General features: G+C 64.6%; 21 protein-coding genes. 12 read left to right on the plus strand and 9 right to left on the minus strand.

Translation table 11 applies throughout. The features are described from left to right. Positions 1 to 33 precede the first annotated feature (33 nt). Genes QMY55_RS19110 through QMY55_RS19145 form a run of 8 tightly spaced genes read right to left on the minus strand, consistent with a single transcriptional unit; the run spans position 34 to position 9165 of the window. Positions 34 to 981, minus strand: a complete 948-nt coding sequence (locus QMY55_RS19110) for a metal ABC transporter substrate-binding protein (protein WP_283485697.1) — start codon at positions 979 to 981, stop codon at positions 34 to 36. Then, positions 978 to 1868 (minus strand): metal ABC transporter permease, encoded by an 891-nt coding sequence (locus QMY55_RS19115; protein WP_283485698.1) that lies wholly within the window; start codon positions 1866 to 1868, stop codon positions 978 to 980. The genes QMY55_RS19110 and QMY55_RS19115 overlap by 4 nt, the downstream gene beginning before the upstream one ends. Then, on the minus strand, positions 1865 to 2584 hold the full coding sequence (locus tag QMY55_RS19120; protein WP_283485699.1) for a metal ABC transporter ATP-binding protein: 720 nt from the start codon (positions 2582 to 2584) through the stop codon (positions 1865 to 1867). Before QMY55_RS19120 ends, QMY55_RS19115 begins: the two co-directional genes overlap by 4 nt. Continuing rightward, the gene (locus QMY55_RS19125; protein WP_283485700.1) at positions 2581 to 2721 is read right to left on the minus strand and encodes a hypothetical protein; all 141 of its coding nucleotides are present in this window, start codon (positions 2719 to 2721) and stop codon (positions 2581 to 2583) included. Before QMY55_RS19125 ends, QMY55_RS19120 begins: the two co-directional genes overlap by 4 nt. Before the next feature lie 4 nt (positions 2722 to 2725). Further along, a complete protein-coding gene (locus tag QMY55_RS19130) occupies positions 2726 to 3106 on the minus strand; it encodes a DUF2149 domain-containing protein (RefSeq protein ID WP_283485701.1) in 381 nt (126 codons plus the stop codon). Then, positions 3103 to 3708: a MotA/TolQ/ExbB proton channel family protein gene (locus QMY55_RS19135; RefSeq protein WP_283485702.1), complete on the minus strand. Its 606-nt coding sequence runs from the start codon at positions 3706 to 3708 to the stop codon at positions 3103 to 3105. The genes QMY55_RS19130 and QMY55_RS19135 overlap by 4 nt, the downstream gene beginning before the upstream one ends. A 19-nt stretch (positions 3709 to 3727) precedes the next feature. Next, entirely contained in the window at positions 3728 to 4384 is a 657-nt protein-coding gene (locus QMY55_RS19140; RefSeq protein WP_283485703.1) for a hypothetical protein, read from the minus strand. Then, positions 4381 to 9165: a cobaltochelatase subunit CobN gene (locus QMY55_RS19145; protein ID WP_283485704.1), complete on the minus strand. Its 4785-nt coding sequence runs from the start codon at positions 9163 to 9165 to the stop codon at positions 4381 to 4383. The genes QMY55_RS19140 and QMY55_RS19145 overlap by 4 nt, the downstream gene beginning before the upstream one ends. A 79-nt stretch (positions 9166 to 9244) precedes the next feature. Here QMY55_RS19145 and QMY55_RS19150 point away from each other — a divergent pair, with 79 nt between their 5' ends. Then, positions 9245 to 11527 (plus strand): TonB-dependent hemoglobin/transferrin/lactoferrin family receptor, encoded by a 2283-nt coding sequence (locus tag QMY55_RS19150; RefSeq protein ID WP_283485705.1) that lies wholly within the window; start codon positions 9245 to 9247, stop codon positions 11525 to 11527. A gap of 29 nt (positions 11528 to 11556) precedes the next feature. Here the strand turns inward: QMY55_RS19150 and QMY55_RS19155 are convergent, their stop codons facing one another. Further along, a complete protein-coding gene (locus tag QMY55_RS19155) occupies positions 11557 to 12000 on the minus strand; it encodes a Fur family transcriptional regulator (RefSeq protein WP_283485706.1) in 444 nt (147 codons plus the stop codon). Positions 12001 to 12267: 267 nt separating this feature from the next. Here QMY55_RS19155 and QMY55_RS19160 point away from each other — a divergent pair, with 267 nt between their 5' ends. The 11 genes from QMY55_RS19160 to fur all read left to right on the plus strand — a co-directional run bounded on the left by QMY55_RS19160 (position 12268) and on the right by fur (position 22845). Then, positions 12268 to 12654: a Fur family transcriptional regulator gene (locus QMY55_RS19160; RefSeq protein WP_283485707.1), complete on the plus strand. Its 387-nt coding sequence runs from the start codon at positions 12268 to 12270 to the stop codon at positions 12652 to 12654. 45 nt (positions 12655 to 12699) lie between these two features. Further along, complete coding sequence (gene zigA, locus QMY55_RS19165) at positions 12700 to 13911, plus strand: zinc metallochaperone GTPase ZigA (protein ID WP_283485708.1); 1212 nt, start codon at positions 12700 to 12702, stop codon at positions 13909 to 13911. Positions 13912 to 13986: 75 nt separating this feature from the next. Next, the gene (folE2, locus tag QMY55_RS19170) at positions 13987 to 14901 is read left to right on the plus strand and encodes a GTP cyclohydrolase FolE2 (RefSeq protein ID WP_283485709.1); all 915 of its coding nucleotides are present in this window, start codon (positions 13987 to 13989) and stop codon (positions 14899 to 14901) included. Continuing rightward, on the plus strand, positions 14898 to 16016 hold the full coding sequence (locus QMY55_RS19175) for a CobW family GTP-binding protein (RefSeq protein ID WP_283485710.1): 1119 nt from the start codon (positions 14898 to 14900) through the stop codon (positions 16014 to 16016). Before folE2 ends, QMY55_RS19175 begins: the two co-directional genes overlap by 4 nt. Then, positions 16013 to 17419, plus strand: coding sequence for a cysteine--tRNA ligase (cysS, locus tag QMY55_RS19180; protein ID WP_283485711.1), 1407 nt, complete (start codon positions 16013 to 16015; stop codon positions 17417 to 17419). Before QMY55_RS19175 ends, cysS begins: the two co-directional genes overlap by 4 nt. Then, positions 17416 to 17673: a membrane protein insertion efficiency factor YidD gene (gene yidD, locus QMY55_RS19185; protein WP_283485712.1), complete on the plus strand. Its 258-nt coding sequence runs from the start codon at positions 17416 to 17418 to the stop codon at positions 17671 to 17673. The genes cysS and yidD overlap by 4 nt, the downstream gene beginning before the upstream one ends. Beyond that, positions 17670 to 18230 (plus strand): gamma carbonic anhydrase family protein, encoded by a 561-nt coding sequence (locus QMY55_RS19190; protein WP_127774625.1) that lies wholly within the window; start codon positions 17670 to 17672, stop codon positions 18228 to 18230. Before yidD ends, QMY55_RS19190 begins: the two co-directional genes overlap by 4 nt. A gap of 26 nt (positions 18231 to 18256) precedes the next feature. Beyond that, positions 18257 to 18985, plus strand: a complete 729-nt coding sequence (locus tag QMY55_RS19195; RefSeq protein WP_283485713.1) for a PIG-L deacetylase family protein — start codon at positions 18257 to 18259, stop codon at positions 18983 to 18985. Then, positions 18982 to 21021 carry a threonine--tRNA ligase gene (gene thrS / locus QMY55_RS19200; protein WP_283485714.1) on the plus strand — a complete coding sequence of 680 codons (2040 nt, stop codon included), beginning with the start codon at positions 18982 to 18984 and terminating at the stop codon, positions 21019 to 21021. The genes QMY55_RS19195 and thrS overlap by 4 nt, the downstream gene beginning before the upstream one ends. Beyond that, complete coding sequence (locus QMY55_RS19205) at positions 21018 to 22418, plus strand: dihydroorotase (RefSeq protein WP_283485715.1); 1401 nt, start codon at positions 21018 to 21020, stop codon at positions 22416 to 22418. The genes thrS and QMY55_RS19205 overlap by 4 nt, the downstream gene beginning before the upstream one ends. Then, positions 22411 to 22845: a ferric iron uptake transcriptional regulator gene (gene fur, locus QMY55_RS19210; RefSeq protein ID WP_283485716.1), complete on the plus strand. Its 435-nt coding sequence runs from the start codon at positions 22411 to 22413 to the stop codon at positions 22843 to 22845. Before QMY55_RS19205 ends, fur begins: the two co-directional genes overlap by 8 nt. Positions 22846 to 22850: the final 5 nt, after the last annotated feature.

A 22850-nucleotide genomic window follows, 5' to 3' on the forward strand; every position in this document is an offset into this window, starting at 1 on the left:
GGACTTGAGCGTCAGTCAACGCCCCTTGGTACGTCAATGCAAAGGCTTGCTATCTTCTTGCAATGCGCCGAGCAAGGTGGCCGCATTGGTCTCCATCATGTCAATATAAGTAGGCGCTAACCCGCGGGGAAGGGCCAGTGCATCAGAATAAAGCTTGCCGCCAATCACGGCGCCAGTTTCTCGCGCCAGTTGCTCCAGTAGCCGAGAATCGGAAATATTCTCAATGAAAATCGAGTTGATGCGTTCCCTGCGGATTTGCTCCACCAAGCGGGCGATGTCGCGTGCCGAAGGCTCGGATTCGGTGGACAGACCCCGAACCGGCACGAAGCGCAGCCCATAGGCCTCCGTGAAGTAACCAAAGGCGTCATGGGTGGAGATTACCTTCCGACGCTCAGCAGGCAACGCCGCAAACCGCGTGCGAAGGCTGGCATCAAGTGCGTTGAGACGAGCAACATACTCCGCCGCCCTCGCGCGATAGTAAGCCCCATTCGACGGATCCGCCTGCGCCAGGCCTTGCTCGATGTTCTTCACATAGACCACAACGTTCCTGACATCTTGCCAGGCGTGCGGGTCCTGGGCCCGAGCATGCGAGTGCCCATGGTGATCTTTCGCGCCATGCCCTGGCTCTGCAAGCGCGAGCGGCCGAATACCTCGCGAGGCCACGATCTCCTGCCCCTTGAAGCCAGAGGCGTTCTTCAGACGAGGGAGCCAGCCCTCGAAACCTAGACCGTTGGACACCAGCACCCGTGCCTGTTGCAATTGCCGGGCTTGCTGCGGCGTGGGCTCAAAAACATGAGCATCGCCATCCGGCCCGACCAACTCAGTGACACTCACCAACTCCCCGCCAACCTCGCGTACAAGGTCTCCCAGGATGGAAAAGCTGGCCACCACCGGCAGCGGTGGCGCAGCGGCCCAGACGGGCAATGAGCAGCTCAGTGCTGCGCCCAGCAAGGCGCGGCGATTGAAGGGGAAGAATGTCATGGTGAGACTCCTGTTTTGAGACGAACAATATGCTCCGCGGCCTGCCGGCGGTGCGCGAGCACGCTGCCAAGCGGGCCAACGGACAGCGACAGCGCATACAGGCTCCCCAAACTCAGCGTGATGGCGGCCGATGCAGCGATGCCCACGTGAAACGACACCAGCAATCCGATGACGCTGCCCAGCACGGCCACTACGACCGCCATGGCCATCTGCGGACCCACACCGCGTACCCAGAAGCGCGCTGCCGCCGCGGGTAGCACGACGAAGGCCACGGACATCAAGGTTCCCAACGAATGAAACCCTCCCACCAAGTTCAGCACCAGCAGCGCCATGAAGACGGCATGGGCCAGTTCACCCTGGCGCCCTTGCAGGCGTAAGAAACCAGGATCGAAGCACTCCACGATCAGGGGGCGGTAGATCAATGCCAACGCCAGCAGGGAAACCGTGGCGATGGAAGCGGTCAGGAGCAAGGTGGGATCGTCGAGTGCCAGCACCGAGCCGAACAGCACATGCAGCAGATCGACGTTGGAGCCGCGCAGCGAGATCAGCAACACGCCCAGTGCCAGAGAGATCAGGTAGAAGCCGGCGAAGCTCGCATCTTCGCGCAGCGCCGTATGCCGGGTGACCACGCCTGACAGCAACGCCACCAGCAGGCCAGCCAGCAGGCCGCCGATGGACATGGCGGGCAGGGACAGTCCGAAGATCAGATAGCCCAGCGCAGCGCCCGGCAGGATGGCATGCGACATCGCGTCGCCGACCAAGCTCATGCGCCGCAAAAGCAAGATCGTCCCCAGCGGGGCGGCACCGGCACTCAGGGCCAGGCATCCCGCCAGCGCACGCCGCATGAATCCGTATTCGGCGAATGGGGACCAAATCTCGCCGATCATGCACGCGCTCCCACCAATTCCTGTGCATCCAATGCGCTCCGGGTGTCGCCCCAGGCCAGTACCCGCTCGGCCAAAACCAGGGTTTGCGGAAAATGCGTCCGCACCAACTGGCGGTCGTGCAGCACTGCAATCACCGTCCTACCCTGCGCATGCCATGCGTGGATGAGCTGCAGCAATGTGAGGACCGTGGGCTCATCGACGCCAGAGAATGGTTCGTCGAGCAGTATCACCGACGGGTCCTGAGCCAGCAGGCGTGCAAAGCGCATGCGCTGAAACTGTCCTCCGGACAATTCGCCGATCCAGTGCGAGGCCTGGTCTTGCAGCCCCACGGCAACAATCGCTTCGTCAACCCGGCGGGCGAGCGTTCGTCCCACAGCGCGCAGGCCGCCAATGCGGGCCCACAGCCCTACGGCCACAAAATCTTCGACACGAACCGGAAATTGAGGCTCTATTTCGCTGGCCTGGGCCAGATAACCGAGTGCTGACCGCGGATGCCTGGATTCGACCGTTCCCCGCAAGGGCCGCAGCAGCCCAAGCAATCCTTTGAGCAAGGTGGATTTGCCCGCGCCATTGGGACCGACAATGGCCGTCATGGTGCCCTCAGTGAATTTCCCGTGGACATCGCGCACGATGACCGTCTCGCCGTACCCAAGGCTGACGTGGTTCAGTACGAGGTCGGCAGGCTGAGCCTGAAGTGTTGGTGTGAGCGCCGTCATGCGTTCCCCACGGCCCAGATCACAACCAGCCACAGCATCGCTGCCGCAATCGCGGCCAGCAGAAAGCGTGTGAAGGCCGAGGTTTGCAGGAGGCTGGCGCGCCATTGGGCTGCATGCCCGCTTTCTGTGCTGCGCATGTGTTCACTTTCCTGGGGTGCCATCGTCCGGAACGTAGATGATTTCCCCGCTCTCCAGCCGATAGGCAGTACCCACGCGCTGGCCCTGGCGGGCCTGCTGAGGGGGCTTGCCATCGGCCTTGGCGTCCCCGGCCACATAGCGCGAGACCTTGCCGCCCTCGCGCGTGATGATCTCCATGTTTGGCTGGCCGGGGTTCTTGACCACGGTGAAGTCTTTGGCTGTGAGCATGTCGGCGATGCGCAGGTTGGACACCAGCGCGATCATCAGCGCAAGAGCAAACACCAAGGCGACATCGAACAGGTTGATCAGAAAGCCCATTGGATCCATGTCGTCGCTGTCGCCACCCAGGCCGGAGCCATGCAGCAGGGAACGGCGGCGCTTCATGCGGCTTCTTTCTGTTTGGTGCCTTGCAGGCGTGCACTGACGAATTCCAGCAGCGATAAATCGTCCATCGCCCAACGCTGCGCGGCTTGGTACAGCAGGAAACCGATGGCGCCGATCACGAGACCGACCACGGTGGTGGCAAAGGCGACCTCCATCTTGCGCGCCAGCACTGCGATGTCGCCAGCGGCCAGCGCCACCAAGGCGGGTCCCAGCGGGATCAGAGTGCCCATCAGTCCCAGCAGTGGGCCGATGCGCGTCATGGTGCGAAGCAGCGCCAGTTGACGATCGATGGCGAGTTCGAACTCCGTCACCACACGCTCATGCCACACAGGGTCGGTGGGGGCTTGACGGAGAGCGGCCAGTGCCTGGTGTAGCGCGTCGGCCTTGCGCAGGGTGGCGTGCTCCAGCGTGTCGAGCAGTTCACCCGTCGGCACCGCGGCCAATGCACCGGTGTTGCGCCGGCGGCGCAGCCGGTCGCTCCAGCGGCCGTAGAAGCCGCCCAGCGCCAGCAGGCCGCGAACGAGCAGGTAGAGGATGGCGACCACCACCGGCACCTGCAGCGCGGTTGAGATCCAGGAGAGGGTTTGTATGAGCGATTCCATGTGTTTTTCTTTGATTGATTCAACGTCGCCGCTGCAGCAACCAGCCCAGAGCGGCCAGCGCGGTGACTACAGCGGTCAAGATGGCCAAGCGGTCACCCCACAGCGGTACGGGATCGATGGCGATGTGGAAGGTGGGCCGTGCCAGCCACAACCCGGCAACGGCCTGTGCACCATGCAGGCCCACGCGCAGCGCGCCACGTGTGGCGGCATCGGGCAAGGCCCAGCGCAGCAGCGCAGTGGCGGCGGCCAGCAGCAGGGCAAAGACCAGCGCGCAAAGCCAGGCCAGCGTGCCGTAGTCCCAGCCATCGACCAGCAGCATCACGGCCACCTGGGCGAAGAACAGCGACAGCAACGCTGAGGGCGGCGGCAGCCAGCCCAGCCAGCGCCACCAGCGTGTGGCCTGTCCCTGCGCTGCACGCACGGCCTGGCTACCGAAGAGCAGCGCCTCCGCCAATAGCAGTGCCGCCAAGTCCTGCCGCCGCTGGGGCGACGCGACCCAGCGCAGAATCTCGGCGGTGCTGGTGCTGCTGGCCAGCTCGCCCGATGCGGCCAGCGCGCCAGCCAGCACCAGAACCATCACCGCTTGCAGCGGCCGGGGCCATTCGCTGGCCTGCAGGGCCGCGAGGACCATGCAGCAGGCGGCTAGCAGCAGCAGGATGCTGCCGTCCAGGCTCATGCCCTGGCTCCAGGGTGGCGGCGGCGCAGCCGCCACACCAGCGCCCCCAGCACCAGTAGCGCGCCTGCCAGCACGGCGATGGCGGCGGCCCCAGGACGCAATGCCATGGACTGTTCCGGCGTGGCCTCACCGGGTGCGCGACCTTGCTCGGCGGCCTGGTCTCCCGCGTGCTGGGCCGCCGGCCGGTCATCAGCCTTGCGCAGCACCGTGGCCTTGTCAGTAGCGATAGCCGCGCCCTCGTTGGCGTTCTGCAGCGCATCGTCATAGGCCTGGCGAGCGTCGGGGGCCACCTGCTCAGCGATGAAGCCGTGCAGCGCCCGGTTGTCGTTGACGAAGCCCGTGCCGCTGGCGCCAAAGCGAGCGACCAGGTCGGCATGCAGGTCGGCCACCTCGCGCAGGCGTGCGTCGCCGGGCTGCCAGTAGCCTTTGCGCGCGGTCTCCAGCATCACTGCCGTCATCTCCTGCAGCGCATAAGGATTGGCGCGCTCGAAGAACTGGCGTGTGCCCAGACCGTGCGCGTCGCGGACATAGGTGTCGTGCAGCGCATCCCACATCTCGGTCGGGATGGCATCGGGCTTCATCACATTCCAGCCATAGAGATTGCGGAACGTCTCGGCGAACACCTCGGCGGACGAAGCACCGCCCTGGGCCATGGCCTCGATATAGGCTGGATTCAGCACCGTGGCACGCGCTTCCACGGCAATGGCTGTCTTGGCCTCGCGCACGGTGGGCCGCGAAGGGTTGCGGTAGTCGCTGAAGTACGCGGCCGGCTCCTGCCCGGTGACCTCGCGCACCGCCAGGTTCAGCCCGCCCATGAATTCATAGACATGGTCGAGCGAGATTGGCCCCCAGGTGTTGGATTCGAGCGGCTGTACCACCACCTGCGTGCCGGCCAAGGCAGCCTCGAACGCGCCGCTCTGGAAAGCGCCCCACAGGTCGCCCTCGCCGAAGGCAGCACCCATGTTGGCCAGATAGGTGTGGGCAACTTCGGAGCGGTCCCTCCAGCGGTCGCCGGCCTCGACCATGCCCATGATGCCGCTGCCGTAGTTGCCATTGACGCCGCCGAACACGCGCACGGCGGCAAAGCGGCGCGCATCGGCGGGCGAAGCACCGCGCTCCTTGAGCGCACGTTCCACGGCCTGTACGCCCTGGGCGACGGCATTGTCTTGCTCGCGCGCCTGGGCGGCCATCGTCACGGCCTTGTTGATCAGGTACAGACGCGAGGCTGCCAAGTCGCGCAATTGGCCCGAGGTCTGCACCACCACGTCAATGCGCGGGCGGCCCAACTCCTCCCGCGGAATCAGGCGCAGGCCCGACACGCGCCCGAACGGGTCGCGCACCGGCGCCACGCCCAGCAGGTAGAGGATCTGCGCGACGCTGGTGCCCTCGGTGTGGATAAAGTCGCCAGCCCATAGCGTGAAGGCCACCTTGCTCGGCCACTGGCCTTCGTGGGCTGCGCGGTGCTGGGCCAGCATCTGGTCAGCCAGTTGCCGTCCCACGGTCCAGGCCTGTTCGGAAGGGGTTTTTTCGGCGTCGATGGCGAACAGGTTGCGCCCGGTGGGCAGCGCTGCTGGGTTGACGAGCGGGTCGCCGCCCGACGAGGGCGGCGTGAAGCCGCCGGCCAGTGCATTGGTGAGCGCGGTCAGCTCGCGTGCCGGACTTTCAGCCAACTGGCCGCGATAGTGAGGAATGGCCTGCAGACGCTCGCGCAACGTCAGCACGGCCTGGGCGAAGCGCCTTTCGTCCTCGGCGCGCCGGGTGGCGCTGCGCTCCAGTGCTTGTGTGAGATGGGCGATGCCGGCCGCCGCGTCCTGGCGGCGTGCCTGCCAGGAGTCCTGCAGTGCCGGTGCCTGCTGCCAAAAATGCAGCGCGGCGAGCAGCCGGGCTTGTGCAGGCGCATCCAGACCCTGGATGCGCTGCTGCGCTGCCTGCGCGTCCGGTGTGGCCTCGGCCGTTTCCAGCGCGCCCTGGTGTTCGCGCGCCTGAGCTTGCAGGGCCTCTTTGGCACGGCCGGCCTCGGCCTCGGTACGCGCCCGAAGCTCCGGGTCGGCCAGCCAGCCCAGTATTTTGCGGCGCATGGGCTCGCTCTGCATGGCGGACAGCAGGGGCTTCACATCGGAGTCGGCGGCGATCTCCAGCGCCTGGGCCATAGCGGGAATGGCCTTGGCGACGGTGCGCGCGCTCTGCAGGGATTCTGGGTCCAGCGAACGCAGCGCCTGCTTGAGTTTCTGGTCGGAACGCAACCCTTCCAGGAACTCACGCTTCTTCGGATTTGCCAGCGCACGCGCCAGGTGCTGGCGCAGTGCGCCATCGTCGGCCACTGTGTCGGAGGCAGGCGCGCGACGGGCGCGTGAATCACCCATGGCGATCAAGCCTCGCACTAGGTCGTCGTCACCAGGGCGGCGCTGCGCTTTTTCCCAGTTCAGGGCGCGCTGCAACTCGCCGGGCTGCACCACCTGGGCCAGCAGGGGCGTGGCTGCTTCGCCGCGCTCGGCGCGCGCAATCAAGGTCTCAGCGTGGGGCCGGTAGGTGCGCGCCAGCCACGCCGAATGGTCGAGCTGCTCACGCCGTACGGTGCCGCGCACTACATCCAATTCGGCCAACGCCTGTACCACCGCGTCCAGGCCCATCAGCCGCGCAGTGGCGTCCAGCGCGGGCGGCGCATACGGGGTGCCCAGCGTGTACAGACCGGCAGTGATGCGCGCATCCTCCACAGTTTCCATGTGGTCGGCCAACTGCTCTAGCTGGGCATCGCTCCAGGGCTGCTCTGCAGCGAACGACAGGTCGCGGTGCAGGCCCAGTGCCACGGCCAGGCGCTGAATGTCCTGCGCGTACTGGTGCTTGAGCGCGGGGCTGCCAGTGGCACCCCAAGTTTGCAGGCGGTCTGCGAGCTGCTTGTAGCCGGACTGTGCGCCACCTTCGCGCAGCGGCGGTGTCAGGTGCGAGACGATGGTAGCGTAGCTGCGGCGCTTGGCGATCATGGCCTCGCCGACGTTGCCCATGGTGTACAGGTACAGATGCGGCACCTGGCCGATCAAGGCGTCGGGCCAGTCGTTGTCGGACAGCGCGACTTGCTTGCTTGGCGTGAACTCCAGGCTGCCATGGGTGCCGAAGTGCATCACCGCATCCGCACCGAAGACCTCGCGCGTCCACAGGTACGAGGCCACATAGGGCCAAGGCGGCGCCAGTTGAGTGCCGTGCACGATCTTGAAGGTGTCGTCACCCACACCGGACAGCGGCTGCGGCAGCAGTACCACGTTGCCTAGCGGCACGCGTGCCACGGCGACGCGGCCCTTATCACTGGCTTTTTCGCTCAGGTAGACGCCGGGCGCAGGGCCGAACTGCCGGGTCACCTGATCGCACAAGAGTTGCGCGATCTGCTGGCCACACCAGTCCTTCAGTTGCGTAGCATGCACCCAGGCCGGATCGGCCTCGCCCAGGAATTTGGCGAAATCGCCCTTGGCATAAGGCCCGATGTTGGGGCCGCGCCGCTGCAGCAGCCGGGCAAAATCGGCCTCGGTGGCAGGCAGCCCGTCTACACGGTAGCCATCGGCCCGCAAGCGCTTGAGCAAAGCGTAGAGTGAGGGCGTGACCTCCAGGTCGCCTGCGGTCAGCGCGCTCTGGCCGGGGCCTTTGTAGTAGTAGATGGCCAGCTTCTTGTCGGCATTGGCCTTGGCCTTGAGCGCCACGGTGCGCTGCACCAGATCGGCAAAGCGTTCCAGCCGCTGCGGCAGCGCGCGGAACACGCGCAGGCCGTCCCGGTCGCGGAACTGCGCGGCGATCGCCATCGGCGTAGTCGCGCCGTCGATCTCGGGCAGAGTGACGGACATCGTCAGAAGGCTGCCATCGAAACTGCGCTGATCGGCCAGCCATTCGCTCTCCTCGGTGAAAACGCTCACTGGCGCGAACAGTGGGATATTGTGCTCAGTGAGCCATTGCCGTGCCTCATCGGCTTGCCCCACAGTCAGTCTCCCATGCGGCATATACACCACGGCGGCCGGATCGACCTGCCGCAAAAAGGCCAGGCGCTGGCGCACGGCGGAGATAGGCACGACCTCGAAGCCACGCGCTTCGAAGACTCGGATGGCGGCGTCCACATGGTCTCGGTTGGCGTTGAAGGGCCCAGGCACGCTAGTCAGCAGCGCCAGGCGCGGGCGACCTGGCTTCCAGCCTGGCTGCTTTTGCAGGTACTGCTCGAAACTCGCGAAGTCCGCAAAGACTGCCTCATCACTCAAGTGGAAGAAAACGTCCTGCGGCATGGGTTGGGGCGGCTCCACCTGGTTCGCGAACAAGCGCTTTCCGTCCAGCACGCGGCGGGTGTAGGTCTGCAGGCGCGCATAGTTCACCGGACCGCCGCCGCGCAGGTAGGCCGAGACGGCATCGAGATCGACACCCTGCAGGCTGGTGAGCATGTCATGTTGCGGGTTGGTGGCACCGTCCACATAGACGGGCGTTCCTGACTGTGTGGCGGCGCGCAGCTGCTGCACCTGTGCATCGTCGAGCTTCAGGCCGCGGCCAAAAACCAACACGAGGTCATAACGCCGCGCCTGGTTCAGCCGCGCCAGCGGCAGGACCTCGGCGCGGGTGAAGGCGCCGGGGCTGGCCTTGAGCATGCGCGCCGCCTGGAAGTCCGGGTAATGCACCAGCGCCACCCGCGTGGGTGCCAGCCAGGCGCCCCAGGCCATCCATAGCGCGGCAGCGGCCACGAGGAACAGCACCGCAGCCAGCAGTGTGCTGCGCCAGTTCCAGACTGTTTTGATTGAGCCACGAGCCCATCCCATTTTTCTCTACCAATCTCAATAACCAAATTGTGATGTTATAACATTCATAAATACTTTGTTTTATGAGGATGGAATTTCCATGTTTCGTTTGAAGCGGCTGCACGCAGCCATGTGGGGGGTATGGGCAGCCGCAGGCGCGGTGTGGGCGCAGGAGACGCCGGCGAGCACACCGGCCCAGGCCATTGCTAGCGAAGTAGCAACATTGCCTTCCGTTGTCATCAATGCCACACGTCGGCCTACAGCGGCACTAACTACGCCAGCGACGGTGTCGGTGATCGACGAGATACAGCTACAAGAAAACCTGGTGACGGACTTCAGCGAGATGTTCCGCTATGAACCTGGTATCTCGGTCAGCCGTGAGGCGCGCGGACGCGGAGGTGAAGCTGCGATCCAGGTGCGTGGCATTGGTGCCCAACGCCTGGGCATGTTCCTCGATGGCGTGCGCCTGCCGGGCGGCTATGTAGCGGCGGGAGCCAACTCCGGCCAACTTCGCGTGGACCCACTGTCACTGAGCCGTGTGGAGGTACTCAAGGGGCCAGCCTCCAGCCTATACGGCAGCGACGCATTGGCCGGCGTGGTGTTGTTCCGCACGCTGTCGCCGCAGGACTTCCTGGACAGTTCCAGAGGTTTTGCCGGCTCTGCCTCCACGGGCTACGATGGCCGCGACAACGGCCGCTGGGGCCATGCCGACCTGGCGTTTCGGGCCGGCCCAACGCAGAACCTGCTGTCCTTCACGGAGCGTGACGGACGCCAGCTCAAGAATCACCCGGACAGTGACTTGCATCCCAACTCGCAAGACACGCAGATGCGCAATCTGCTGCTCAAGTCTGTGCTCGACATTGATTCTGCGCAGTCGCTGACGTTCACGGGTGAGCATTACGAGCAGTCGATCCGCACCGACCAGCAGTCGCTGATCGGCCCCATTGCAGGTGGCACACGCATCACCGGCAGCAAAGCGGACGACATCAGTCGCCGCGACCGGCTGGGCCTGGCTTATCGCTATGCACCCATCAGCGCCTGGTTCGACAATTTTTCGGCGCAGATCGACTACCAGCGCAGCCGCAGCGAAGAGCGCACGCACGAAGGACGCAAGCCTCCGGGCGCCGCCCTGGCGTTGCTGCGTGACAGCACCATGTCCTACCGCGAGCCTCAGTGGTCTGGTAGCCTGCAATTCGACGGCCATGCCGACACGGGCAACGTGGCCCACCGTTGGGTGGCGGGCATAGATGTGCTATCCAAATCGGTCAGCCTCTACAACAATGCCGTGCAGCGCACTGTGGCAGGAACCGGTGCTACCAGCGTTATCGATGGCGAAATCTTTCCGCGTCGCACCGCGCCGGAGGCTGACGTGCGCAGCCTCGGCCTGTTTGTCCAGGACGAGATGGCCTTCGGCGACGGCAGGCTACGCCTGACACCGAGTCTGCGTTTCGACACCTACCGGATCTCACCCAAGCCGGACGCTCTGTTCGCTAACGCCAACGTGGGCGGTACCACCCCGGTGGCTCTATCCAAGACCGCATGGACGCCGCGCCTGGGGTTGAGCTACGAGTGGCAGCCCCGCCAGGTCGCCTATGCCAACCTCGTGACGGGCTTTCGCATGCCCACGCCGGAGCAACTCAACCGTGCCGGACAGACCGCGGTGGCGACATTCATCCACGACTTCATCCCCAACCCCAACCTCAAGCCCGAGCGCAGCCGGGGTGTGGAGTTGGGCCTGCGTGGTGAGTCGGACGTGGGTTCGTATGAACTGTCGGCCTTCTACAACCGCTACACCGACTTCATCGACACCCAGATGATCGCATTCATCCCACCAGGGCAGAGCGGCGGCCCACGCGCGATACGGCGCTTTCAGTCGCACAACCTCGGAGAGGTGGAGATCTACGGCATCGAGGCCAAGGGGCAGATACCGATCAGCCACTGGTTCAACGCAGCCGACCGCTGGCGCCTGATCGGCGCCATGCAGTGGTCGATGGGCAACGACAAAACCGCTGACCAGCCGCTCAACAGCATTCACCCCGCGCGGCTGGTTGCCGGGCTGCGCTGGGATGAGCGCGGCGGGCACTTTGGCGGGCAACTCACGAGCAATTTCGTGGCGGGAAAGCGGCGTGTCAACGAGACGTTGGCGCAGACCGGACCGACTGCCCCCGTGCCACTCAAGACCGCCGGCTATGCCACGATGGATATGACAGCCTACTGGCGCATCGGCAAGCAGGCCACACTGAACCTGGCGATCTACAACTTGTTCAACCAGCAATACTACGATTGGTCCACAGTGAGCGGGTTGACGGGCAACGATGCGCGGTTAACCGCCTATACGGCGCCGGGGCGCACAGCCTCAATCAGCATGCGCGTGGATTTCTGACGAATTGTTGAGAAGGTCGGGCCGCGCGGCTATAGGCCGTGCGGGGCCGACTCCACGGCGGGCGGATGGTCGCAGCGGCCACAGGTACCGTGCATCTCGACGGAGGCCTTGCTCATGCGAAAAGCGTGGTCTTTCGACCAGCCTTTGAGACGACGTTCGATGGCTTGGTCTGAGAACTCCTCCACCTGCCCGCACTGATCGCAAATGGCGAAGACGACCAGCCCATGCCGGTGGTCATGGGGGTGAGCGCATGCGACGAAAGAATTCAGCGTTTCAACGCGGTGCACGAGCCCGTACTCGATCAGCTTGTCTAGCGCACGGTACACCTGTTGCGGCGCGCGTAATCCCTCCGCTCGCAGATGGTCGAGTAGCGTGTATGCGCTCGCAGGATTCTCCTCACGCGCAAGTGCGTTGAGCACGAGTGACTGGTGCTTGGTCAGCTCATGAGAGTGCAGCTTGACAGAGGGCGACATTGCTTCAAGCGTTATGTTGTAACACCCAACAGTTTAGCGCTTCTAGCCCACAGAGGAAATATCAAACCTTGCCTCGGGCTGCGGCATTCAATGGCGTCAATGCTCCTGGGAACGGGGCGATCCCAAAGTCCATTCACATGGCCTGGTCGAGCGGATGGACGCGCCAACCTGGTTCCACTGCAATTTCGCTCTGATTGAAGTTATGTTATAACATCACATAAATTTCAATGTTAATCCCTCTGCATATCGCGATCCACGGAGAGTTCTGTGCAACTGACCACCAACCAGCAACGAGTCCTTACGACCCTTCGGCAAGCCAGCGAGCCGCTCAGCGCATATGCACTTCTTGATCGATTGCGCGAGCAGGGTTTTAGTGCGCCCATGCAGGTCTATCGGGCGCTGGAGCGCTTGGCCAACGATGGGTTGGTACACCGCCTTGCGATCTTGAATGCGTACGTGCCATGCAATCACGCGGTCGACTGTCAACACGGCTTCAGGGCCTTCGCCATCTGCGATCAGTGCGGCCATGTGGATGAATTTTCTGAGCGTGACTTGGGTCGTTGCATCAACCGTTGGACGAAGAGCAAAGCCTTCTCACTGCGTAGTTCGACCATCGAGCTGCATGGTAAATGCGCAGATTGCGCAGGGCCATAGTGACATCTCACCGAGCCGATTGCCCCTGAATATGAAGAAATCAAGATGAAAACCGCAACCCTAGATCTCGCGAAAAAACTCCCCGTCACCGTCCTGTCCGGCTTCCTTGGCGCGGGCAAGACCACGCTGCTCAACCACATTCTCAACAACCGCGAGGGCCGCCGCGTGGCGGTCATCGTCAACGACATGAGTGAGGTCAACATCGACGCCGCGCTGGTGCGCGACGGCGGGGCCGAACTCTCGCACACCGACGAAAAGCTGGTGGAAATGAGCAACGGCTGCATCTGCTGCACCTTGCGCGAGGATCTGCTGGTGGAGGTGGATCGGCTTGCCAAGGAAGGCCGCTTCGACCAACTCGTGATCGAATCCACCGGCATCTCCGAGCCGCTGCCCGTGGCCGAGACCTTCACCTTCGCGGGCGAGGACGGGCGCAGCCTGGGCGACGTGGCCCGGCTCGACACGATGGTGACGGTTGTCGATGCCTACAACTTCCTGCGCGACTACAGCTCGCGCGACAGCATCCAGTCACGCGGCGAATCGCTGGGCGAAGAAGACCAGCGCACGGTGGTGGACTTGCTGATCGACCAGATCGAGTTCTGCGACGTGATCGTGCTCAACAAGACCGACCTCATCACCCATGAAGAGCGCGAGCGGCTGATGGCGATCCTGCGCAGTCTCAACCCGCGCGCCCGCATCGAGATCGCCGCATTCGGCAAAGTGCCGCTCGACCACGTGCTCAACACCGGCCTATTCGACTTCGATGAAGCCTCCAAAGCGCCCGGCTGGCTGCAAGAACTGCGCGGCACACACACGCCCGAGACGGAGGAATACGGCATCCGCAATTTCGTCTATCGGGCACGCAGGCCATTCCATCCGCAGCGCTTCTTCGATTGGGTGGAAAGCGAATGGCCCGGCGTGGTGCGCTCCAAGGGCTTCTTCTGGCTCGCCAGCGATCCGACGCTGGCGGGCAACTGGTCGCAGGCGGGTGCGGTGGCCCGGCATGGCGTGGCCGGCTACTGGTGGGCTGCGGTGCCGCAGGAACGCTGGCCGCAAGACCCCGAGGCCGTCGCCCTCATCCGCGAGAAATGGGATGCGAACGTGGGCGATGCACGGCAAGAGCTGGTGCTCATCGGCATGGACATGGACGAAGCGGCGCTGCGCGCGCGCTTCGATACCTGTCTGCTGACCGACGAAGAAATGGCCCAAGGCCCGAAGGCTTGGACGACCTGGCACAACCCGTTCCCCGACTGGCACTGATTTGACCGGATGGCCGGCCCCCGTGCTCCCCATGCTCTGAACCGGGTGGGGGCGCACCCCCACTGGATTTTGAGCATGAATGCCGCACTTCCCGACGTTTCACTGACCGACATTGCCCCCAGCCTCAGTCCGCTGGCATGGGTTGGCATGCAGGGCATCGACCTGCCCATCACCGTGGCCGAGCCGGGCTGCCGGCGCGAACTGCATGCGCGCGCTGACGTGCAGGTCGATTTGCCAGCCCCGCATGTCAAGGGCATCCACATGTCCCGGCTGTACCGGCTGCTGGATACGCTGGGCCAGGGCGAAGCGCTCTCGCCAACGGGCTTGTGCCATCTGCTCCAGGACATGATCGCCAGCCATCAGGACTGCGACAGCCGTTGCGCACGGCTGCGCCTGAACTTTGCGCTGTTGGTACGGCGTCCGGCGCTGGTCACGCAGGGGCTGTCCGGCTGGAAGTCCTATCCCGTCCGTCTGGATGCTTCCCTCATCAACGGTGTGTTCAGGTGCCGCGTGCAGGTCACGGCGGGCTATTCCTCGACCTGCCCCTGTTCGGCCGCGCTGTCGCGGCAGATCATCAAGCAGGGCTTTCTGAAAGCCTTCGACCGGCAGTCCCCCGTGGAGCCGGCCGACGTGGCGGCCTGGCTGCACCAGCATGCGACGCTGGCGACGCCGCACAGCCAGCGCAGCGAGGCGCAGGTCACGGTGGACGTGCCCAGCGACGCCGACACGCTCGGGCTGCTGGCGCTGATCGACCGCATCGAGCAGGCCGTGGGCACGCCCGTGCAAACGGCGGTCAAGCGCGCCGACGAACAAGCGTTCGCGGCGCTCAACGGCCAGAACCTGATGTTCGTCGAGGACGCGGCACGGCGCATCGAGGCGGCATTGAGCGGCTACGCCAGCCCCTGCGTCCATGTCCGGCACCTGGAGAGCCTGCACCCGCATGACGCAGTGGCGTGGGCGGCTCCCGTGCCTGAAGGAGTTTCCGCGTGACCACCGAATCCCCATCCAGCCTTGTCCCCGTCACCCTGCTGACCGGCTTCCTGGGCAGCGGCAAGACCACCGCGCTCAACCATCTGGTACGCCAGCCCGAGCTGGGCGATGCGCTGGTCATCATCAACGAGTTCGGCGAAATGGCACTTGACCACCTGCTGGTCGCCCACAGCACCGAGAACCTGGTGATGGAGATGAGCAGCGGTTGCCTGTGCTGCACCATTCGCGGTGATCTGGTCAAAACCCTGCGCGACATCACCTGGCGCTTCTCGCGCGGCGGCCAGCGGCAGTTCCGCCGCGTGCTGATCGAGACCACCGGCCTGGCCGATCCGGCACCCATCATCCACACGCTGATGACCCATCCGCAGATCGCGCCGAAGTACCGGCTCGACGGCATCGTCACCACCGTGGACATGGCCACAGGCATGTACACCCTGGGCCAGCACCCGGAAGCCGTCAAGCAGGCGGCCGTGGCCGACGCGCTGCTGCTGACCAAAGCCGATCTGGTCTCCGATGAACAGCGCCAGGCCCTGCTGCGTCGGCTGGACGGAATCAACCCGGCCGCTCCGCGCTGGGAAGTGCAAGGCGGTGAAATCGCACCGCAGAAGGTGCTGAATCTCGGGCTGTTCTCTGCGGACGGCAAGACCCCCGACGTGGCGCGCTGGCTGCGAGAGGAAGCCTATGCGCTGGCGCATGAACACGCACATGCACATGCACATGCACATGCACATCATGGTCATCACGATCACGGCCACGCGCACGACCACCACGACGTGAACCGCCACGATGACCACATCCGCGCGTTCTGCTTCCATGTCGATGACCCGATACCCGACGAGGTACTGACCAACTGGCTCGAACTGCTCATGGCCTTCGTGGGCAGCAACATCCTTCGCGTCAAAGGCATCCTCAACGTGGAGGGCAGCGCGCAGCCGATCGTTGTGCATGGCGTGCAGCACATCTTCCATCCGCCCGTGCCATTGCCCGCCTGGCCGAGCGAAGACCGCCGCTCGCGCCTGGTCTTCATCACCCAGGACGTTGACCGGGAGGTGGTCGAGCGCACGTTCGAGGCGCTGAGGCAGGCGCTGCCACAAGCGGGAGAGCCGACCGCATGAATCCGCCCATCCAGCTTTACAACACGCTCGTGCGCAAGAAAGAACCCTTGCGCACCGGGCAGCCCGACCGGGTGACTATGTACGTGTGCGGCCCCACGGTCTACAACTTCGCCCACATCGGCAACGCGCGGCCTGCAGTGGTGTTCGACGTGCTGGCCCGGCTGCTCAGGCAGGACTACCGCGAGGTGGTCTATGCCCGCAACTTCACCGACGTGGACGACAAGATCAACGCGGCGGCGGCCACCGAGGGGGTGCCCATCGGCACCATCACCGGCCGCTACATCGACGCTTACCACGAGGATATGCGGGCGCTGGGGGTGCTGACACCCGACCTGGAGCCGCGCGTCACTGAGCACATTCCCGCGATCATCGACCTGATCCGGGAACTGATGGCACGGGGCCACGCCTACGCCGAACAAGGGCATGTGCTGTTCCATGTGCAGTCGTATCCGGCCTATGGGCAGCTCTCGGGGCGGCGCACCGAGGACATGCTGGCCGGCGCCCGCGTGGAGGTGGCGCCCTACAAGCGCGACCCGATGGACTTCGTTCTCTGGAAGCCCTCGATGCCGGAGCAGCCCGGCTGGGACAGCCCCTGGGGCCGGGGCCGCCCCGGCTGGCACGTCGAATGTTCGGCCATGATCGGCCAGCACCTGGGCCACACCATCGACATCCACGGCGGCGGGCAGGATCTGATCTTCCCGCACCACGAGAACGAAGTCGCCCAGGGCACCTGCGCCCACGGCGCGCTCTACTGCCGCACCTGGGTACACAACAGCTTCGTCACGGTGGACGGGCAGAAGATGTCCAAGTCGCTGGGCAACGTGCTGCTGGTGCGCGACCTGCTGCAACAGGCGCCGGGCGAAGCCATCCGCCTGGCGCTGCTGTCCACCCACTACCGCCGCCCGCTGGACTGGAGCGCCCAGCGCCTGGCGGCGGCGCGGCAGGCGCTGACGCGCTTCTATGCCAGCCTAGCGAAAGTCGAACACGTTTCTGCGTTGGCAGACACCACCCCCGATGCACAGGTGCTGGAGGCACTGCGCAACGACCTCAATGTTCCTGGGGCGCTGACCCGCCTGCACGCACTGCGCACGGAGCTTGATGAAGCGGCGACGGACACGGCGCGGACACAGGCCAAGTCGCGCCTGCTGGTTTCAGCCGCTGTGCTCGGCTTGTTGCAGCAGGCTCCGAGCATGGCAATGGAGGCGCTTGCGCCATCGGACTGGGCGCGGACAGTCAATGCCAACCGTGTCCGAGAACTGTTGGACGAGCGCCAGCAAGCACGGGAGCGCCGGGACTTTGCCCGCGCCGATGCGCTGCGGGGCGAGCTGGAGGCAGTCGGCTTCATCGTGGAAGACACGCTCAAAGGCATGGTGGTTCGCCCCAAAGGAAAGGAACCGGCATGACGCGCTGGCCCGCCCGCATGCTGGTGCTGCTGGTGCGCGGCTACCAGTTGTTCATCAGCCCGATGCTCGGCCCGCGCTGCCGGTTCCACCCCACTTGCTCGCAGTACGCCGTCGAAGCCTTGCAAACGCATGGGGCCGTCAAGGGAGGCTGGCTGGCACTGCGGCGCGTGCTGCGCTGCCATCCGCTGCACCCAGGCGGGCATGACCCCGTACCACCCGCCAAACCCACGACATCACGGCCCAACCCACCATGATCCGCAAGAACCCACGCGGCGACCTGCCGCAGATTCATCCCAGCGCCTTCGTCGATCCGACCGCCATCCTGTGCGGCCTCGTGGTCGTCGAGGAAAACGTGTTCATCGGCCCCTATGCGGTCATCCGTGCGGATGAGATGGATGCCGATGGGCACATCGACCCCATCGTGATTGGCGCCCACTCCAACATCCAGGACGGCGTGGTGATCCATTCCAAGTCCGGTGCCAGCGTGCGAGTCGGGCAGCGCACTTCCATTGCCCATCGCGCCATCGTGCATGGCCCCTGCGCCATCGGCAACGGCGTCTTCATCGGCTTCAACAGCGTGCTGTTCAACTGCACGGTCGATGACGGTTGCGTGGTTCGCTACAACGCCGTGGTCGATGGGGTGCATCTGCCTGCGGGCTTCTATGTGCGCTCGACCGAGCGCATCGGCCCGGACACTGATCTTGCCTCGCTGCCGCAAGTGCCTGCCGCCGCCAGCGAATTCTCCGAAGACGTGGCGCGCACCAACAACGAGCTGGTACTTGGCTACAAGGCCATCCAGAACGAGTTCTAACCATTCAGAAAAAAAGGAAAGCATCCATGTCTCAACCTCAGAGTGCCCTTGTGGTCAGCGCCCATTCCGCCGACTTCGTATGGCGCGCGGGCGGTGCCATCGCCAGCCATGTCAGACAGGGGTGGAAGGTCAAGATCGTCTGCCTGTCCTATGGCGAACGAGGCGAATCGGCCAAGCTCTGGCGCCAGTCCGGCATGACGCTGGAGAAGGTCAAGGCCGCGCGCCGGGACGAAGCGCAGCGCGCCGCCGACATCCTCGGTGCTGAGGTGGAGTTCTGGGACATTGGCGACTATCCGATGCGTGTGAACGACGACACCTTGTTCCGCCTGGTTGACCTGTACCGCACGCTGCAACCGGCCTTCGTGTTGAGCCATTCGGTCAAAGACCCCTACAACTTCGATCATCCGCTGGCCATGCACGTGACCCAGGAGGCGCGCGTCATCGCCCAGGCCGAAGGCCACAACCCCGGCCAGAAGATTCTTGGCGCACCGCCTGTCTACGCCTTCGAGCCTCACCAGCCCGAGCAATGCGGCTGGGAGCCGAACACCTTCCTGGACATCACCGACGTGTGGGACACCAAGCGCCGCGCCATCGAGTGCATGGCCGGGCAGGAACACCTGTGGCACTACTACACGCGCGTGGCGCAGCAACGCGGCGTGCAAGCCAAGCGCAACCTCGGCATCACGGCCGCGCGCAACATCGAGTATGCCGAGGGCTTCATGCGCCTGACGCCTTCGGTGGTGGAGGCCCTGTGAACGCGCCTCCAGGCTCCGCTCCCGCCTCTGTGGCGATCACGCTGCCGGACGGCAGCAGCCGTACTTTCGGTCATCCCGTTTCCGTGCTGGAGGTGGCACAGGCCATCGGCCCTGGTCTGGCGAGGAACACGGTGGCGGGCAAGCTCGACGGGCAGCTCGTTGATGCGTGCGCGGTCATCGACCACGACGCAGCCTTGCAGATCATCACCCCCCAGGATGAGGAGGGGCTGGAAATCATCCGGCACTCCGGCGCGCATCTGGTCGGCCATGCCGTCAAGCAGCTCTACCCAAGCGCGAAGTTGGTTATCGGCCCGGTCATCGAAGACGGCTTCTACTACGACATTGCCTACGAACGTCCCTTCACGCCCGAAGACCTGGCCGCGATCGAAACGCGCATGAAGGAACTGATCGCGCAGGACTACGACGTGATCAAGCGCGTGCTGCCGCGCGATGAGGTCATGGGCATCTTCCGACAGCGCGGCGAGGACTACAAGCTGCGGCTGATCGAAGACATGCCGGACGAGCAGCACATGGGCATGTATTTTCACCAGGAATACGTGGACATGTGCCGTGGGCCGCATGTGCCCAATACGCGCTTCCTCAAGGCATTCAAGCTCACCAAGCTGGCCGGAGCTTACTGGCGCGGCGATGCCAGGAACGAACAGCTCCAGCGCATCTACGGCACGGCCTGGGCCGACAGGAAGCAGCTCGATGCCTATCTCCAGCGGATCGAAGAGGCTGAGAAGCGCGACCACCGCAAGCTGGGCCGCGAACTGGATCTGTTCCATTTCCAGGAAGATGCGCCCGGTGCCGTGTTCTGGCATCCGCGCGGCTGGACCGTTTTCCAGGAGTTGATCGCCTACATGCGCCGCCGCCAGCAGGACGCGCGCTATGTGGAGGTGAATTCGCCCGACGTGATGGATCGCAGCCTGTGGGAAATCTCCGGCCACTGGCAGAACTACCGCGACCACATGTTCACCACCGAGACCGAGGACGGCCGCGCCCTCGCGCTCAAGCCCATGAACTGCCCCGGCAGCGTGCTGCTGTATCGCCACGGACTCAAAAGCTACCGCGACCTGCCGATCCGCATGGGTGAGTTCGGCAAGGTGCATCGCTACGAACCTTCCGGCGCGCTGCACGGACTGCTGCGCGTGCGCCACTTCACACAGGACGACGCCCACATCTACTGCACGCCGCAGCAGATGGACGCCGAGTGCCGCGAGGTTGTGGCCCTGGTGCTCGACATCTACCGCCAGTTCGGCTTCGAGGATGTGCGCATCAAGCTCTCGACCCGTCCCGAGAACCGCATGGGCGATGAGGCCACGTGGGACTTGCTCGAAGGCGCGCTGGTTCAGGCGCTGGACGGGATGGGCCTGGCCTACCGCCTCAATCCAGGCGAAGGCGCCTTCTACGGCCCCAAGCTCGAATTCGTGCTGCGTGATGCCATTGGCCGCGACTGGCAGTGCGGAACCCTCCAGGTGGACATGAACCTGCCTGAACGCTTCGGTATCGAGTACGTCGATGAAGACGGCCAGCGCAAGCGCCCGGTCATGCTGCACCGTGCATTGTTCGGTTCGCTGGAGCGTTTCACCGGCATTCTGATCGAGCACCACGCGGGCAAGCTCCCGGCCTGGTTGGCACCGATGCAGGTGATGGTGTTGTCGATCACCGAGGAGCACGCCACCTATGCGCAGGATGTTGCGCAGCTTCTGCGAGGTGCCGGGCTGCGCTGCGAAGCCGATGTGCGCAACGAGAAGATCGGCTACAAGATCCGCGAGCAGACTTTGCAGCGTATCCCCTTTCTGCTGGTCGCCGGGGCCAAAGAGCGCGACACGGGCTCCATTGCCATCCGCAGCCGTGACGGGCAAGACCTGGGCGTGTTGCCTTTGATGAATGCCGTGGCGCTGCTGTTGCGGGCATCGCAGGCGCCGGACGCCGCTGCACGCAGCGAGGCGCAACGCCGCCTGTGCGTTCGTCTGAACCGCCAGCACACCGCTGGCGAAGCTGTGGTTGACGCGCTGGAGACTGCCTCATGAATGTCACCGGCAACGTCATCACGCCATCGGCGAGCCGACACGCCGATCTTCTGGTGCGGAGTGCAACCGTCATGACGCCCAGCGGGGCCGAGCGCATCGACGTGGCCTGCGCGCAAGGCCGGATCGTTGCGCTGGGCGATCTTTGCGGCACATGGAGCGCCGAGACCCTACTCGACGCCACCGGCCTGCATGTGCTGCCCGGCGTCATCGACAGTCAGGTGCATTTCCGCGAGCCGGGCCTGATGCACAAGGAGAACCTGGAGGCTGGCACGCGCGGCGCGGTGCTGGGCGGCGTCACCGCCATTTTCGAGATGCCGAACACGGCCCCGCTGACCTTGAACGCGGCTGACCTGCAAGCCAAGCTGGATGCCGCCCGTGGCCGCGCGTGGTGCGATCACGCTTTTTATGTCGGCGGCTCTGCCGTGAATGCGGAGCAACTGGCCGAACTGGAGAACCTGCCCGGTTGCGCCGGCGTCAAGGTCTTCATGGGCAGTTCCTTCGGCGACCTGCTGGCGGATGACGATGAAGTGCTGCGCCGCATCCTGCGTCATGGGCGCAGGCGGCTGGCCGTGCATGCCGAGGACGAAGCCCGGCTGCGCGAGCGCAAACACATCGCCGTGGACAGCGCGGACGTGCGCCAGCACCCCGTCTGGCGCGATGTGGACAGCGCATTGATGGCGACCCAGCGCATCGTGCGGCTGGCCGAGGAATGTGGACGGCGCCTGCATGTCCTGCATGTCTCCACCGCCGAGGAAATGGTGTTCCTGGCGGGTCGCAAGCATCGCGTCACGGTGGAAGTCACGCCGCACCACATGAGCTTGCAAGCGCCCGAATGCTATGAACGCCTGGGCAGCCTGGCGCAGATGAATCCGCCCGTGCGTGAACAGCACCATCAGGATGCGCTATGGCAGGCGATCCGCAATGGCGTGGTCGATGTCATCGGTAGCGACCATGCGCCCCACACGCTGGCCGAGAAAGCGCGGTCTTACCCCGAATCTCCCAGCGGGATGACAGGCGTACAGACGCTGCTTCCCGTGATGCTCGACCATGTGCATGCCGGACGCCTGAGCCTGCAACGTCTGGTGGATTTGACCAGCGCAGGGCCAGCCCGCATCTTCGGCATCGAGGGCAAAGGGCGCATCGCGCTGGGCTACGACGCGGATTTCAGCATCGTCGATCTGCGGGCACGCCGCGTCTTCCGCAATGACTGGATCGCCAGCGTCAGCGGCTGGACGCCGTATGACGGCCGGGCGGTCACGGGCTGGCCCATCCACACGGTGGTGCGAGGGCACTGTGTCGTTCGGGATGAAGTCCTCACTGGAAAACCGAAAGGCGCGGCGGTTCGGTTTCTGGAATCGCGGTCAAGGGAAACCACTGGAGAAGCGTCCTATGCCTGATTCAAGCGAACTCAGAAGCCGCGGCCTCAAGGCCACGCTGCCTCGCCTGCAAATTCTCGAACTCTTTCAGAGGACGAAGGTGCGGCATCTGACGGCCGAAGAGGCGTATCGCCTGCTGTTCAAGCAAGGTCACGAGGTCGGTTTGGCTACCGTGTACCGCGTGCTCACTCAGTTGCAGCAAGCCGGCCTGCTCAAGCAGGCGAACTTCGAGGCAGGGCGAGCCGTTTACGAGCTGGATGACGGGACGCACCATGACCATCTCGTGTGCACAACCTGTGGCCGCGTGCAGGAATTCCATGATGAAGCGGTCGAACAGCGACAGCGGTTGATCGCTTCGGAACATGGCTTCGACGTCGTCGAGCATTCCCACATCCTTTACGGCCGCTGCACCACACCTCAGTGCGAACACCGCCGTCGTACTGCATAAGTCAT

Source organism: Comamonas resistens (assembly GCF_030064165.1).
GTDB lineage: Bacteria > Pseudomonadota > Gammaproteobacteria > Burkholderiales > Burkholderiaceae_C > Comamonas > Comamonas resistens.

Excerpts from the sequence above, each read along its gene's own strand:
- QMY55_RS19155 (WP_283485706.1), bottom strand. The coding sequence starts at position 12,000 with ATGTCGCCCTCTGTCAAGCTGCACTCTCATGAGCTGACCAAGCACCAG.
- QMY55_RS19195 (WP_283485713.1), top strand. The coding sequence starts at position 18,257 with ATGTCTCAACCTCAGAGTGCCCTTGTGGTCAGCGCCCATTCCGCCGAC.
- QMY55_RS19125 (WP_283485700.1), bottom strand. The coding sequence starts at position 2,721 with ATGCGCAGCACAGAAAGCGGGCATGCAGCCCAATGGCGCGCCAGCCTC.
- cysS (WP_283485711.1), top strand. The coding sequence starts at position 16,013 with ATGAATCCGCCCATCCAGCTTTACAACACGCTCGTGCGCAAGAAAGAA.
- yidD (WP_283485712.1), top strand. The coding sequence starts at position 17,416 with ATGACGCGCTGGCCCGCCCGCATGCTGGTGCTGCTGGTGCGCGGCTAC.
- fur (WP_283485716.1), top strand. The coding sequence starts at position 22,411 with ATGCCTGATTCAAGCGAACTCAGAAGCCGCGGCCTCAAGGCCACGCTG.
- QMY55_RS19115 (WP_283485698.1), bottom strand. The coding sequence starts at position 1,868 with ATGATCGGCGAGATTTGGTCCCCATTCGCCGAATACGGATTCATGCGG.
- QMY55_RS19145 (WP_283485704.1), bottom strand. The coding sequence starts at position 9,165 with ATGGGATGGGCTCGTGGCTCAATCAAAACAGTCTGGAACTGGCGCAGC.
- QMY55_RS19130 (WP_283485701.1), bottom strand. The coding sequence starts at position 3,106 with ATGAAGCGCCGCCGTTCCCTGCTGCATGGCTCCGGCCTGGGTGGCGAC.
- QMY55_RS19120 (WP_283485699.1), bottom strand. The coding sequence starts at position 2,584 with ATGACGGCGCTCACACCAACACTTCAGGCTCAGCCTGCCGACCTCGTA.
- zigA (WP_283485708.1), top strand. The coding sequence starts at position 12,700 with ATGAAAACCGCAACCCTAGATCTCGCGAAAAAACTCCCCGTCACCGTC.
- folE2 (WP_283485709.1), top strand. The coding sequence starts at position 13,987 with ATGAATGCCGCACTTCCCGACGTTTCACTGACCGACATTGCCCCCAGC.
- QMY55_RS19110 (WP_283485697.1), bottom strand. The coding sequence starts at position 981 with ATGACATTCTTCCCCTTCAATCGCCGCGCCTTGCTGGGCGCAGCACTG.
- QMY55_RS19135 (WP_283485702.1), bottom strand. The coding sequence starts at position 3,708 with ATGGAATCGCTCATACAAACCCTCTCCTGGATCTCAACCGCGCTGCAG.
- QMY55_RS19150 (WP_283485705.1), top strand. The coding sequence starts at position 9,245 with ATGTTTCGTTTGAAGCGGCTGCACGCAGCCATGTGGGGGGTATGGGCA.
- QMY55_RS19190 (WP_127774625.1), top strand. The coding sequence starts at position 17,670 with ATGATCCGCAAGAACCCACGCGGCGACCTGCCGCAGATTCATCCCAGC.
- QMY55_RS19205 (WP_283485715.1), top strand. The coding sequence starts at position 21,018 with ATGAATGTCACCGGCAACGTCATCACGCCATCGGCGAGCCGACACGCC.
- QMY55_RS19140 (WP_283485703.1), bottom strand. The coding sequence starts at position 4,384 with ATGAGCCTGGACGGCAGCATCCTGCTGCTGCTAGCCGCCTGCTGCATG.